Source organism: Stenotrophomonas sp. BR163 (genome assembly GCF_047520985.2).
Classification (GTDB): Bacteria; Pseudomonadota; Gammaproteobacteria; order Xanthomonadales; family Xanthomonadaceae; genus Stenotrophomonas; species Stenotrophomonas sepilia.
In genome coordinates, this window is sequence record NZ_JAXBRE020000021.1 from 1 (window position 1) to 13,074 (window position 13,074).

At 67.1% G+C, this 13,074-nt stretch carries 10 protein-coding genes; 6 read left to right on the plus strand and 4 right to left on the minus strand.

Features of this window, described 5'->3' with window-relative positions:
• Positions 1 to 85 precede the first annotated feature (85 nt).
• Both ACM0PY_RS15810 and ACM0PY_RS15815 read right to left on the minus strand, forming a co-directional pair.
• The gene (locus ACM0PY_RS15810; RefSeq protein WP_111201304.1) at positions 86 to 1,795 is read right to left on the minus strand and encodes a M28 family metallopeptidase; all 1,710 of its coding nucleotides are present in this window, start codon (positions 1,793 to 1,795) and stop codon (positions 86 to 88) included.
• Positions 1,796 to 1,881: 86 nt separating this feature from the next.
• Positions 1,882 to 2,544 carry a DUF4097 family beta strand repeat-containing protein gene (locus ACM0PY_RS15815; RefSeq protein WP_414609330.1) on the minus strand — a complete coding sequence of 221 codons (663 nt, stop codon included), beginning with the start codon at positions 2,542 to 2,544 and terminating at the stop codon, positions 1,882 to 1,884.
• A 95-nt stretch (positions 2,545 to 2,639) separates the two neighbouring features.
• On the opposite strand from ACM0PY_RS15815, the gene ACM0PY_RS15820 reads away from it, so the two are divergent.
• The 3 genes from ACM0PY_RS15820 (at position 2,640) to ACM0PY_RS15830 (ending at position 5,988) form a co-directional block, all read left to right on the plus strand.
• The gene (locus tag ACM0PY_RS15820; RefSeq protein ID WP_111201303.1) at positions 2,640 to 3,938 is read left to right on the plus strand and encodes a murein hydrolase activator EnvC family protein; all 1,299 of its coding nucleotides are present in this window, start codon (positions 2,640 to 2,642) and stop codon (positions 3,936 to 3,938) included.
• A gap of 108 nt (positions 3,939 to 4,046) precedes the next feature.
• On the plus strand, positions 4,047 to 5,495 hold the full coding sequence (locus ACM0PY_RS15825) for a S41 family peptidase (protein ID WP_180886006.1): 1,449 nt from the start codon (positions 4,047 to 4,049) through the stop codon (positions 5,493 to 5,495).
• An 82-nt stretch (positions 5,496 to 5,577) separates the two neighbouring features.
• Complete coding sequence (locus ACM0PY_RS15830) at positions 5,578 to 5,988, plus strand: hypothetical protein (protein ID WP_005414993.1); 411 nt, start codon at positions 5,578 to 5,580, stop codon at positions 5,986 to 5,988.
• 117 nt (positions 5,989 to 6,105) lie between these two features.
• On the opposite strand, the gene ACM0PY_RS15835 is transcribed toward ACM0PY_RS15830, so the two are convergent.
• A complete protein-coding gene (locus tag ACM0PY_RS15835; RefSeq protein ID WP_053498727.1) occupies positions 6,106 to 6,798 on the minus strand; it encodes a rhomboid family intramembrane serine protease in 693 nt (230 codons plus the stop codon).
• 227 nt (positions 6,799 to 7,025) lie between these two features.
• Between ACM0PY_RS15835 and ACM0PY_RS15840 the strand changes: the two genes are divergently transcribed.
• From ACM0PY_RS15840 to pnuC, 3 genes are all read left to right on the plus strand, one after another.
• Positions 7,026 to 8,453, plus strand: coding sequence for an outer membrane protein transport protein (locus tag ACM0PY_RS15840; protein ID WP_019662229.1), 1,428 nt, complete (start codon positions 7,026 to 7,028; stop codon positions 8,451 to 8,453).
• Between the two features lie 144 nt (positions 8,454 to 8,597).
• Positions 8,598 to 9,044: a hypothetical protein gene (locus ACM0PY_RS15845; protein ID WP_180886007.1), complete on the plus strand. Its 447-nt coding sequence runs from the start codon at positions 8,598 to 8,600 to the stop codon at positions 9,042 to 9,044.
• 69 nt (positions 9,045 to 9,113) lie between these two features.
• Entirely contained in the window at positions 9,114 to 9,713 is a 600-nt protein-coding gene (gene pnuC / locus ACM0PY_RS15850) for a nicotinamide riboside transporter PnuC (protein ID WP_005414997.1), read from the plus strand.
• A gap of 118 nt (positions 9,714 to 9,831) precedes the next feature.
• Here the strand turns inward: pnuC and putA are convergent, their stop codons facing one another.
• Complete coding sequence (gene putA / locus ACM0PY_RS15855) at positions 9,832 to 13,050, minus strand: bifunctional proline dehydrogenase/L-glutamate gamma-semialdehyde dehydrogenase PutA (protein WP_180886009.1); 3,219 nt, start codon at positions 13,048 to 13,050, stop codon at positions 9,832 to 9,834.
• Positions 13,051 to 13,074: the final 24 nt, after the last annotated feature.

Consider the following 13,074-nt stretch of genomic DNA (forward strand, 5'->3'; position numbering starts at 1 on the left):
CCCGCCGACGTTATCAAAAATAAACGCGCCGCCCGGGGGGGCCCCGCTCTGCTCTCAACAATGCTCAGTCGAGCATGGCCCGACTTTACTTGACCGAAGCCTTGTCCTTCATCATCGCGTCGCGGGCCGCCTTGAACGGGTTGCCTGCATACCAGTTCGGCCAACGATCACCACCGGCCAGCTCCTTGCCGACGCCGTACATCAGCTGCAGGTCTTCGACGGTGCCATCCAGCTTCCAGGTGGCCGCGTCGAACTCGTCCTTCGGGCCATGGTAGCGGTTGGCGCCGTAGTCCGCCGCGGCCTTGCGGCCCGCTTCCACGCCACCCTCGCGCAGGTCCTCGCCGCCATCGGCGTACAGGGCCGGCACACCGGCCTTGGCGAAGTTGAAGTGATCCGAGCGGAAGTAGAAGCCGCTTTGCACCGAGGTCTCACCGTGCAGCGTACGGTCCTGGGCGGCGGCCAACGGCTTGAGGATGTCCTCCAGCTCCGAGCTGCCGAAGCCGGTGACGGTCACGTCCTTGGCACGGCCGGCCACCGACATCGCATCGATGTTGATCACACCGGCGATCTTGTCCAGCGGGAAGGTCGGATGGGCGACGTAGTACTTCGAACCCAGCAGGCCGGATTCTTCCAGGGTCACGGCCAGGAACACCACCGAACGCTCCGGCTTCGGGTCCTGGTGCGCCATGGCTTCGGCCACTTCGAGAATGCCGGCCACGCCGGTCGCGTTGTCGACGGCGCCGTTGTAGATGTTGTCGCCGGTTTCACCCTCATGCTTGCCCAGGTGGTCCCAGTGCGCCATGTACAGCACGGCCTCGTCGGCACGCTTGCTGCCCGGCAGCACGCCGACCACGTTGCGCGACTGCTTCTGTGCGATCTGGCTCTTCAGGTCGACCGCAGCGGTGGCCTTCAGCGGCACCGGCTTGAAACCGCGCTTGCTGGCATCCTTGTAGGCCTGCGCCAGGTCCAGGCCGGCTCCGGCAAACAGCGCCTTGGCCGCGTCGGCACTCAGCCAGCCCTGCACCGGAATACGGGCTTCCGGGTCATCCTTGGCCGGCAGGTCGTACTGCGGGCCCGCCCAGGAATTCTTCACCACGTCCCAGCCGTAGGAGGCGCCGGCGGTATCGTGCACGATCAGCGCGGCGGCGGCGCCCTTGCGGGCGGCTTCCTCGAACTTGTAGGTCCAGCGGCCGTAGTAGGTCATGCGCTTGCCGTCGAACAGCTTCTCGTCCTCGACGTGGAAGCCCGGGTCGTTGACGAACATGACGACCGTCTTGCCCTTCCAGTCCTGGCCGGCGTAATCGTTCCACTTCTGCTCCGGCGCATCGACGCCATAGCCGACGAACACCAGGTCGCTGGCATCGACCTTTACCTCGGCCTGGCCGGTGCGGGTACCCACCACCATGTCGGTGCCGAACTTCAGCTCGGTGGTCTTGCCGCCCTGGGTGATCTTCAGCACGGTCGATTCGTCGGCCGTGGTCTCGGTCATCGGCACATCCTGGAACCAGCTGTCGCCGTTGCCGGGCTGCAGGCCGATGCGCTGCATCTGGTCGCGGATGTAGTTGACCGTCAGCTCTTCGCCCTTGCTGCCCGGCGCGCGGCCTTCGAACTCATCCGAGGCCAGCGTCTTGACCATCTCGGCGAAGTCGCCGGCATTGATCTCCGGGGAGAACGAATGGGCGGCCGGCTTCGCCGCAGGGGTGTCGGTGGCCGGCGCGGCGGCGGGCGTGTTTTCGCCTTTGCAGGCACTGAGCGCGGCCGCGGCGGCCAGGCACAGGAGGAGTTTGCGGGGCATCGTCGATTCCTGGAGAACAAAGGGCGGCCGCACCTGATGCGCGACCGGTAACAGTGAGTATTACCGAACCGGCAGGTCCGGCGGGTTCAGTCCGCCGGGGCGGTATCGGTGTCGAACGGGATTGGCTCGGCGCCGGTCACCGGGCCGATGCGAGCGGAGCGATGCACGTACAGCACCACTTCGCGTTCGAACTGCAGGGGGCCGGTGACCACCGCATTCGGGCCGATGATCACGCGCGGCTTGTGGCTGGCGGTCAGCGAGACACTGAAGTTCGGCTTGCGCACATGCACACCGCCGTTGACCTGCGAACCGATACCGACGGTGATGTCACCATTGACGGTCTCCACGTCCTTGCCGACGCGGCTCTCGACCAGGCCGATGCCGCCGTTGACGGTCTCGACGCCGCCTTCGATCTGGCTGCCGCGATCGGTGAAGATGCTGCCGTTGACGGTGCTGACGCCGCCACTGGCGATCACTTCACGACCCAGGCGCACACCACCGTTTACCGTTTCGATCTTGCCGGTGCGCGCGCGGTCGGCGACCTTCACCCCGCCGTTGACGGTGTCGATGCTGCCGGTCTCGACGCCCTCGCCGACGCGGATGCCGCCGTTGACGGTGTCCAGCTTGCCGTAGCGTTGACCGGGTTCGGCGCTGATGCTGCCGTTGACCTTGCTGATGTTCTCCTGCGCACAGACCGGCCCGGTGGCCAGCAGTACGCCCAACAGCAGCGGAATGGAAAGAGTTTTCATGGCGACCTCGATGGATGTGCGGCTGGCAGGCCGCGTGCGGAGATGTCACCATTCCCCGGTAGCCCCCGCAACTGCCTGAAGTCACTGGAAAGCCCTTGCGCGACAACGCCTTCCCATCACGCCGACATCACATCGCCGCTGCCCGCGGCGGTCGCTGCCTGCTGCTGGGGCTGGCGTTGGCGCTGGCCCTGCCGCTGCCCAGCGGTGCGCAGACCACCCGCGAGACCGAGCGCAAGCTGCAGAAACTGCGTACCGAACTGAAGGGCGTGGCGCAGGAGCGACGGCAGATCGAGGGCCAGCGCGGGCAGGCGTCGCGGCAGCTGCGCGAGGCCGACGAGAAGGTAGCCCGCACCGGTCGTGCACTTGCGCAGACGGAAGCCGCGCTGCGCGAGCAGGGCCGCGCCCTCGCCGAAGCCGAGCAGCGCCGCAGCACGCTGCAGGGCAACCTGGCCCAGCAGCACCGCGAACTGGCCGGGCTGTTGCGCGCGGCGTATCAGTTGGGCAACCACGCACCGCTGAAGCTGCTGCTGTCGCAGGACACGGTGGCCGATGCCAACCGCGCCCTGGCCTACCATCGCTACCTGCAGCGCGAGCGTGCGCAGCGGATCACCACGCTGACCGCCGACCTGAAGGAACTGGAAGCGCTGCAGGCGCAGATCGCCGAGCGCAAGCAGAAGCTGCAGGGGACGCAGCAGGACCAGAAACAGCAGGCAGCCGCCCTGGAAGCGGACCGCCGCGATCGCGCAAAGACCGTTGCCTCGCTGGAAGAGCGCTTCAAGGACCAGCGCGAGAAGGAACAGGCATTGGGCCAGGACGCCAAGGCACTGGAAACGCTGCTGGCCAACCTGCGTGCCGCTGCCGCGCGGGCCGAAGCCGAGCGGCGCGCCGCTGCACGCCGGGCCGCCGCCGAGAAAGCCGCTGCCGAGCGCGCCGCACGCCAGGCCGCCGCGCAGGGCCGTCCACCGCCGCCCACCAAGGTTCCACCTGCGGTGGCGTCGGCACCGGCGCCGAAGGTCGGCGGCCTGGGGTGGCCGTTGTCCGGCAACCTGCTGGCCCGCTATGGCGGCAAGCTGCCCGATGGGCGCACCAGCAGCGGTGTGCTGATCGGCGCGCCAGCCGGCAGCACGGTCACGGCCGTGGCCGATGGCACCGTGGTGTTCTCCGACTGGATGACCGGCTACGGCATGATCCTGATCGTCGACCACGGCAACGGCTACATGAGCCTTTACGCGCATAACGACACCCTGCTGAAGGATGCTGGCGCGCGGGTCAGCCGCGGCGATGCCGTGGCCAAGGTCGGCAATTCCGGCGGCCAGGGCGTCACCGCGCTGTACTTCGAGCTGCGCCGTGGCGGGCAGCCGGTCAACCCGGACAGCTGGCTGCAGCGGCGCTGAATCCTGGCCCGCCGGATGCGGGCCGGATTCAACGGGAATTTAGCTGTGCTTCGCGCATAATCGGTGCATGTGCCTTGGGCACCATGCCACCGTCGACAGGAGTGATCCATGCGCGCAACCCGTACCGCCACCCTCTTGCTGGCCCTGTTGCCAGCGCTGTCCTGGGCGCAGCAGACCGCGCCCGCCCCGAGCCAGGAAACCAGCGGGCAGGCAGCGAACAGCGAGGAGGCGGTGACCTCGAAGGTGCCGCTGGAGGAAATCCGCCGTTTCGTGGCCGTGTACAACGCGGTGCGCGCCGCCTATGTCGACCCGGTCGATGACAAGAAGCTGATGCAGTCAGCCGTGCGTGGCCTGCTGCTCGACCTTGATCCGCACAGCACCTACTTCAACAAGGAAGACGCGCAGGCCTTCGACGAGCAGGCCAACGGTGCCTACGAGGGCATCGGCGTGGAGCTGCAGCAGCAGCCGGACAACGCCAGCATGAAGGTGATCGCGCCGATCGACGACACGCCGGCAGCCAAGGCCGGCATCCTTGCCGGCGATCTGATCATCGCCATCGACGGCAAGCCGATCAGCGCGATCGATGCGAGTGAACCGCTGCGCGGCCCGGCCGGCAGCAAGGTGGTGCTGACCATCGTGCGTGACGGCAAGCCGAAGCCGTTCGATGTCAGCCTGACTCGCCAGACCATCCGCGTGACCAGCGTGCGCAGCCGCCTGCTCGAGCCGGGCTATGGCTATATCCGCCTGAGCACCTTCCAGGCCGATACCGGCTCGGACTTCCAGAAGCACGTGCAGCAGCTGCAGAAGCAGTCCGGTGGCCAGCTCAAGGGCCTGGTGCTGGATCTGCGCAGCAACCCGGGTGGCCTGCTGACCGCTGCGGTGCAGGTGGCCGACGATCTGCTCGACAAGGGCAACATCGTCAGCACCCGCGGCCGCATCAGCATCAGCGATGCCCGGTTCGACGCGACCCCGGGCGACCTGCTGAAGGGCGCACCGGTGGTGGTGCTGGCCGATGCCGGTTCGGCCAGCGCCTCGGAAGTGCTGGCTGGCGCGCTGCGCGACAACAAGCGCGCACGCGTGGTGGGCAGCCGCACCTTCGGCAAGGGCTCGGTGCAGACCGTGCTGCCGCTGGACAACGGCGATTCGGTGAAGCTGACCACCGCGCGCTACTACACGCCCAGCGGCAAGTCGATCCAGGCCACCGGCATCGTGCCGGATGTTGAGTTGAAGCCCGCCGCCACTCCGGCGGAGGATGCCCTGCCGGCCAGCCTGAGCGATTACAGCGAAGCGACACTGCCGGGCCATCTGCGCGGCGATGACGAAGGCACCGAGGGCTACCACGCCGGTGCGGTGCTGCCGGGCGACGGCCCGATCAACGACGCGCTGGCCGAGCTGAAGAACCCCGGTTCGGTGGCCGCACGGTTGAAGGCCGAGGCCGCGAAGGCGGATGCCGCCGAGGCCGCGAAGGCCGCTGCGGTGAAGCCCGAAGCGAAGGTCGAACCTAAGCCGGAAGCAAAGCCGGAAGCAAAGCCCGCACCGGCCCCGGCGAAGCCGTGAGGTAGCGCCGGGCCGTGCCCGGCGGACGCCCCGTTCATCCGGAAGGCGGCGCAGCCGAGGTGTCGCCCGATAGAATCGGTCCATGGATGATTCGAACCTCGCGACCACGATCAGCCAACTGCTTGGTCGCGATCCGCTGCCGATTGACCGTGCCACTGGCTTGCTGGAATCCTTGGCGAGTCGCCATGGAATTGATCCGTGCCTCGTCTATTGGTGGACCGGCAAAGCGTCGGCTGATCAGACGATCCTATACGACGGCAGCGATGAAGGCCTTTCCTGCTTGGCGAAACTGCTGGCGGAAGTGAACGGCGAAATCTGCTTGGTAGCGTCAGATGAGCGCGCATTGCCGTGGCCGATCTGGACTCTGCAGGCAAGTGAACTGATTCCTTTGCTCGGCGAGTTGCCGTTCTTTGAGTACTTCGTGGTGCTGGATGACGGCGCTACGCTGCTGTTCGATACCCACCACAACACGTTGGTGGTCAGTCGCGAGTGACGCATTCAGCATCATCGCGGACGGAGCAGATCCATATCGATGAAGGAATCGAGCACGCTCGACGCTACGAACCGGCCGGTGAGCGTGGAGCCGGCCAGCGGCCGGCACTACCCGGCGTCAGAAGCCGTGGCGCTTGCGCAGGCGGCGGGCGATGGCCGCCCGCACGTAGACCCCGTACACCACGCCGAACACGAAGCCGCCGATGTGCGCCCACCAGGCCACCATGCCGAAGCTGGGGCCGATGTGGGCGAACACCACCTGCAGTGCCGCCCAGACGCCGATCAACAGATAGGCCGGCGCGCGCACGAACTCCAGGAACAGGCCGAGCGGGATCACCACGCCCAGCCGCGCGCCCGGGAACAGGGCCAGATAGGCGCCGATCAGGGCCGACACCGCGCCGCTGGCGCCGATGATGATCTGGTCCGGGCTGCCCATGGTGTAGATCGCGACCAGGTTCGACACTGCGCCGCCGACCAGGAACAGCAGCAGCAGCCGCCACGGCCCCAGCACCCGCTCGGCGGGCAGGCCGAAGATCAGCAGGAACACCAGGTTGCCCAGCAGATGTGACCAGTCGGCGTGCAGGAACAGGGCGGTGAACAGGCGCAGCACGCTGCCGTCCTGCAGGGTCGCCCACCAGTCCAGCGGGTGGGTCAGACCGGTGGACAGGGCGCCCCAGTCCAGCCAGAGGCTGCCGCGGGCATCGTCCGGACGCGAGATCGACCACAGGAATGCCAGCCACAATGACGCGAACAGCACGGGCGTGGCCCAGCGCAGGGCCGCCTTCTTGCGGGACGGGAGCGAGACGAACATGCCAATAGCCTAGCGTGCGGCCACTTTCGGTGGGGATGGTCCTGTTCAGCTTTTGAGACGAAAAAACCGCCTGCGCTGTTATTGTTTCATTAACAGGTCTGGGTAATACTCGCATACGGCGTCGTATGTCGGGAGGGGAATCCGGCGCGCTCCGATGGGTCCCAGGACCCGGCGGGCGCAGGCGCACTCAGAGCACCATCACCGCTTACCGGAGAGAGAGAACTACGATGCAAACCGCTTCCACCATTGCCCGACTGACCCTGCTGGCCGTCGGCGTTGCCGGTGCGCTGGCCGCCGCCGATGCCAATGCTGCCGCCTTCCAGCTGAAGGAAAACAGCGCCAAGGGCCTGGGCCGCGCGTTCGCCGGCTCCACCTCGACCGAAGGTGACGCCTCGGTCATCGCCACCAACCCGGCCTCCATGCGCCTGCTCGACGGCACCCTGGTCCAGGGCGACGTCAGCGCCATCAGCTTCGGCGCCAAGTTCCGCGGCCAGGGCCAGTACGGCAACGGCGCGCCGATTTCCGGTGGCAACGGCGGCGACGCCGGCATGATCGCCCCGGTTCCGGCCGCGTACTTCCACGTGCCGTTCGGCGAGAACGACAACATGCACTTCGGTGCTTCGCTGACCGTGCCGTTCGGTTTCAAGACCGAATACGACCGCGACTGGGTCGGCCGCTACAACGGCGTCAAGACCGAGCTGCAGGCCATCGACCTGGGCGTGGCGTTCTCCTACGACGTCAACCCGTACCTGTCGTTCGGTGCTTCGGTGTTCGCCGAGCGCCTGAACGTCGACCTGACCAGCGCTGTCGATACCGGCACCGCGATCAACGCCACGGCCCAGCGCACCGCTGCGGCGCGTGTGCTGGCTGCAGGCGGCACCGCAGCCCAGGCTGCGGCGGCGTCGCAGGCCGCTGCACGCCAGGCCGCCCAGCTCGGCTTCTCGCCGGGCACCGCCGATGGCTACCTGCGCATCAAGGGCGACGAAGTGTCGGTCGGCTACACCCTGGGCATGACGGTCACCCCGGTGGAAGGCACCAACATCGCCTTCAGCTACCGCTCGAAGGTCGAGCACAAGATCACCGACGGCAAGGCCGACTTCACCATCCCGCAGAACGCTGCCGCCTTCCTGGCCACTGCCGCCCCGGGTACCTTCATCGACAGCAACGGCCGCGCCACCATCACCCTGCCGGCCAGCGCCACCATGGGCTTCACCCACCGCGTGAACGACCAGTGGCAGATCATGGCCGAGGTCACGCGCACGGCGTGGAGCAAGTTCGACCAGGTCACCGTCGACTATGACTCCAACCAGCCGGACAGCGTGCTGCCGTTCCACTACCGCGACACCACCTTCGCGTCGATCGGTACCGATTTCCGCGTGAACGACAAGCTGACCCTGCGTGGCGGCCTGGCGTACGACCAGACCCCGACCACCGACGCCCACCGTGACGTGCGCGTGCCGGACACCACCCGCAAGTGGCTGTCGCTGGGCCTGACCTACGCCGCTTCGGACAAGATGGAATACAGCGTGGGTTACACCCACCTGTTCACCAAGGATCCGAACATCACCTCGACCTCGGCCACTGCCAACACCGTGACCGGCAAGTACAAGGTGAGCGGCGACGTGCTGGCGGCGTCGATGCAGTACAAGTTCTGATTCGGGCGATTGCCTGAAGCAGGACACGGAGGGCCCCGCGCAGGCGGGGCCTTTTTTTTATGCATGGATGACGCTTCCGGCTCGTGACTTTATTGGGAGTGCCTGCCACCTTGCCGGGATTTACGCAGTGCAGGCGAATACAAAATGGTTGATCGTCGCTACCAGAAGCGGATGATCCGATACTGGGCTCGGGAAGAGGCCAAGGCGAACGCGACTCTGGATCGCGTGTTGGAGTCGGAATGGTTCGACTACTGGCACACGCATCTTGACTGGATGGGGCGCGGCAATCGCCATATCAGTGATCGCATCGCCGTTGCCGCAGGGCTCCTACGGCTGCTTGAACGGGTTGCGTCGAGCGGGCGGGAGCATGTGCAGTGTTGGGTGACGCTGGCGCCGGATACCGGTCAGAGTGCGTTGTTCCTGCATTCGCCGAATCCTCAGGGAACGCCATGGCCGCATCCGTTCGGTGGCGTGATCTGGGACATCGTTCCGCCTGACTGGCTTGCGCCGTTGCTCTCTTCAACCGGCCTGCAGCCAGGACGCTGGGGAAGCGGAGAAAGCCAGCGATTGCTGGTGCGCGTGCGGCCTTGATTTCCATCCACGCATGGCGAGGATCTACCGGGTTGTCTACGCAGCGCGTGGATCCACGACAATAGCGCCATGAACCTGTCCGACCCGAACTTCCAGCTGGAGCTGGCCGCCAACATCGCCGTCGCCGGCTCGATCCTGCTGGCCGGCCGCAACAACGTGCACACCTGGTGGCTGGGCATCGTAGGCTGCGCGCTGTTCGCGGCGGTGTTCGAACGCTCGCACCTGTACGCGGACATGGTGCTGCAGTTCTTCTTCATCGCGATCAGCGTGCTGGGCTGGTGGCAGTGGCTGCGCGGCGATCATGGTGCGCCGTTGCCGATTACTTCATTGCGGCCGCGTGCCTGGGCCTGGCTGGCGCCGCTGGCGGTAGTGGCCACCTTCGGCTACGGCTGGATGCTGACCCGACTGACCAATGCCTATGCGCCGTACATCGATTCGGCGGTACTGGTGCTGAGCGTGATCGCGCAGATCCTGATGATGCGGCGCAAGCTGGAGTCGTGGTGGGTCTGGCTGCTGGTAAACACCGTTGCAGTGCCGCTGTACTACAGCCGTGGCCTGCACCTGACCTCGATCCTGTACATCGGTTTCTGGGTCAATGCACTTGTTGCTCTCGGGCACTGGCGCAATCTGATGCGGGCCGAGGCCACGACGGCACCTGAATTCCTGTAGAGCCGAGCCCACGCTCGGCTGCGCCGGAAAAGCCGAGCATGGGCCCGGCGCTACAGGAAGCAAAACACAAGAAACCCCGCATTCGCGGGGTTTCTTGTTTACCGCACCAAGCAGGCGATCAGTCGCCCAGGGTCAGCAGCGAGGCGTTGCCGCCGGCGGCGGTGGTGTTCACCGTCACCGTCTTTTCGGTGGCAAAGCGCAGCAGGTAGTGCGGGCCGCCGGCCTTCGGGCCGGTGCCGGACAGGCCCTGGCCGCCGAACGGCTGCACGCCGACCACCGCGCCGATCTGGTTGCGGTTGACGTACACGTTGCCGACATGGACGCCGTTGCTGATGCGGTCAACGGTCTCGTCGATGCGCGAATGCACGCCCAGGGTCAGGCCGTAGCCGGTGGCGTTGATCTGGTCGATCACCGCGTCGAGCTGGTCGCCCTTCCAGCGGATTACGTGCAGGACCGGACCGAAGACTTCCTTCTGCAGCTGGCCCAAGTCCTTCAGTTCATACGCGCGCGGTGCGAAGAAGGTGCCATTGGCGGCTTCGGCGGACAGCTCGGCGGCGGCGATCAGGCGCGCTTCGCGGTCCATGCGCTCGGCGTGGTCCTGGAGGATCTTCAGCGCGTCGGCATCGATCACCGGGCCGACGTCGGTAGACAGCAGGCCCGGGTTGCCAACCTTCAGCTCCTTCATCGCGCCGGCCAGCATGGTCATCACCTTGTCGGCGATGTCGTCCTGCACGAACAGCACGCGCGCGGCCGAGCAGCGCTGGCCAGCGGAGGTGAAGGCCGAACCGATCGCGTCCTTGACCAGCTGTTCCGGCAGCGCCGAGGAGTCGGCGATGAAGGCGTTCTGGCCGCCGGTCTCGGCGATCAGCACGCCGATGGCGGCGTCACGCGCGGCCATCGCGCGGTTGATCGCACGGGCGGTCTCGGTGGAGCCGGTGAAGGCCACGCCGGCCACGCGCGGGTCGGCGGTCAGCGCCGCACCCACGGTGGCGCCGTCGCCCGGCAGGAACTGCACCACCTCGGCCGGCACGCCGGCATCGTGCAGCAGCTTCACCGCGTAGTAGCCGATCAGGTTGGTCTGCTCGGCCGGCTTGGCGATGACGCTGTTGCCGGCGGCCAGGGCAGCGGCGACCTGGCCCAGGAAGATCGCCAGCGGGAAGTTCCACGGGCTGATGCAGACGAACACGCCGCGGCCATGCAGCTGCAGTTCGTTGGACTCGCCGGTCGGGCTGGGCAGCTTCTCGGCGTGGCTGAACTGCTCGCGTGCCTGCTTGGCGTAATAGCGCAGGAAATCCACGGCTTCCCGCACTTCGGCGATGCTGTCGGGCAGGCTCTTGCCGGCTTCCTTCACGCACAGCGCCATGAACTCCGGCATGCGCGCCTCCAGCTGGTCGGCGGCGTGCTCGAGGATGGCGGCGCGGCTGGCGGCCGGGGTGCGGTTCCAGGCCGGCTGCGCAGCCACGGCGTTGGCCAGGGCCTTCTGCACGGTGGCGGCATCGGCGGCCAGCCACTGGCCGACCACCTCGCGGGTGTCGGCCGGGTTGGTCACCGGCAGCGCGGCGCCGGCCGGGTTGGCACCCGGTACCAGCGGCGAGGCCTGCCACGGCTTCACGGCGGCGTTGAGCTGCTCGGCCAGGGCGCGCAGTTCGTTGTCGTTGGCGAGGTTGGCGCCCATGGAGTTCTTCCTGTCGTGGTTCTGGCTGCGCAGCAGGTCAACCGGCAGCGGGATCTTGGGATGCGGAATCGATTCGAACGAGGCGACCATCTCGACCGGATCGCGGATCAGGTCGGCGATCGGCACGCGCTCGTCGGTGATGCGGTTGACGAAGCTGGAGTTGGCGCCGTTTTCCAGCAGGCGGCGCACCAGGTACGGCAGCAGGTCCTCGTGCGAACCGACCGGGGCGTACACGCGGCAGGGCAGGTTCAAGCGGTCGGCCGGCACCACTTCGGCGTACAGGTCGTCGCCCATGCCGTGCAGCTTCTGGTGCTCGTACACGCCGCCGTTGGCGATGCTGCGCACGGCCGCGATCGTGTGCGCGTTGTGCGTGGCGAACATCGGGTAGATCGCGTCCGCATGGGTGAACAGCCGCTTGGCGCAGGCCAGGTAGGACACGTCGGTGTTCTGCTTGCGGGTGAACACCGGGTAGCCCGGGTAGCCTTCGATCTGCGCACGCTTGATCTCGGCATCCCAGTAGGCGCCCTTGACCAGGCGCACCTGGAGGCGGCGACCGGCACGGCGTGCCATGTCGGCCAGGTGGTCGATTGTGTACGGCGTGCGCTTCTGGTAGGCCTGTACGACCACACCGAAGCCATCCCAGCCAGCCAGAGAGGCGTCGGAGAACACCTGCTCGATGATGTCCAGCGACAGTTCCAGGCGGTCGGACTCTTCGGCGTCGACGGTGCAGCCGATGCCGTAGCTCTTGGCCAGCTGTGCCAGTTCCAGCACGCCCGGCACCAAGTCCTTCAGCACGCGCTCACGCTTGGCGTGCTCGTAGCGGGGGTACAGCGCCGACAGCTTGATCGAGATGCCCGGAGCGTTGTTGACGTCGCCGTCCGGGCGGCCGCCGCGGGCCTTGTGATCACCGCCGATGGCGTGGATCGCGCGACGGTAATCTTCCAGGTAGCGCAGTGCATCCTTCATGGTCAGCGCGCCTTCGCCGAGCATGTCGAACGAGTAGCGGTAGCTGGCGTTGTCGCCCTTGTGCGAGCGCGCCAGCGCTTCGCTGATGGTGCGGCCCATGACGAACTGGTGGCCCATGATCTTCATCGCCTGGCGCACGGCCAGGCGCACCACCGGCTCACCGACGCGGCCGACCAGGCGCTTGAATGCGCTGGGCGCATCGGCGCGCGTGGCGTCGTTCATCTGCACCAGCTTGCCGGTCAGCATCAGGCCCCAGGTGGAGGCATTGACCAGCACCGAGTCGCTGCCGCCCAGGTGCTTTTCCCAGTCGGCATCGGCCAGCTTGTCGCGGATCAGCTTGTCGGCGGTGTCCTGGTCCGGAATACGCAGCAGCGCTTCGGCCACGCACATCAGCAGCACGCCTTCCTCGCTGCCCAGGTCGTACTGGCGCATGAAGGCTTCGATCGCGCCCTGGTCCTTGGCACGCACGCGCACGCGGCCGACCAGGTCGGCGGCCAGCGCCTGCACCCTGGCCTGTTCCTCGGCGGGCAGGCGCGCCTGCGCCAGCAGCTCGCGGACGTGGCTGGCCTCGTCCTTCAACCAGGCATCGGTGATGGCCTGGCGGAACGGGTTGGGGGGCGCCGGCAGTTCCGGCGACAGCAGCGCGCCCGGACGCGGGGCGTCGTGGGCGGCAGGGGAGGAGGAAGGTGCGTTCATGCCGGTCCGGCCAGTGGAAAACTT

Coding starts and splice junctions, on each gene's coding strand:
- ACM0PY_RS15830 (WP_005414993.1), top strand. CDS start 5,578: ATGGATGATTCGAACCTCGCGACCACGATCAGCCAACTGCTTGGTCGC.
- ACM0PY_RS15815 (WP_414609330.1), bottom strand. CDS start 2,544: ATGAAAACTCTTTCCATTCCGCTGCTGTTGGGCGTACTGCTGGCCACC.
- ACM0PY_RS15810 (WP_111201304.1), bottom strand. CDS start 1,795: ATGCCCCGCAAACTCCTCCTGTGCCTGGCCGCCGCGGCCGCGCTCAGT.
- ACM0PY_RS15825 (WP_180886006.1), top strand. CDS start 4,047: ATGCGCGCAACCCGTACCGCCACCCTCTTGCTGGCCCTGTTGCCAGCG.
- ACM0PY_RS15845 (WP_180886007.1), top strand. CDS start 8,598: ATGGTTGATCGTCGCTACCAGAAGCGGATGATCCGATACTGGGCTCGG.
- ACM0PY_RS15840 (WP_019662229.1), top strand. CDS start 7,026: ATGCAAACCGCTTCCACCATTGCCCGACTGACCCTGCTGGCCGTCGGC.
- putA (WP_180886009.1), bottom strand. CDS start 13,050: ATGAACGCACCTTCCTCCTCCCCTGCCGCCCACGACGCCCCGCGTCCG.
- pnuC (WP_005414997.1), top strand. CDS start 9,114: ATGAACCTGTCCGACCCGAACTTCCAGCTGGAGCTGGCCGCCAACATC.
- ACM0PY_RS15835 (WP_053498727.1), bottom strand. CDS start 6,798: ATGTTCGTCTCGCTCCCGTCCCGCAAGAAGGCGGCCCTGCGCTGGGCC.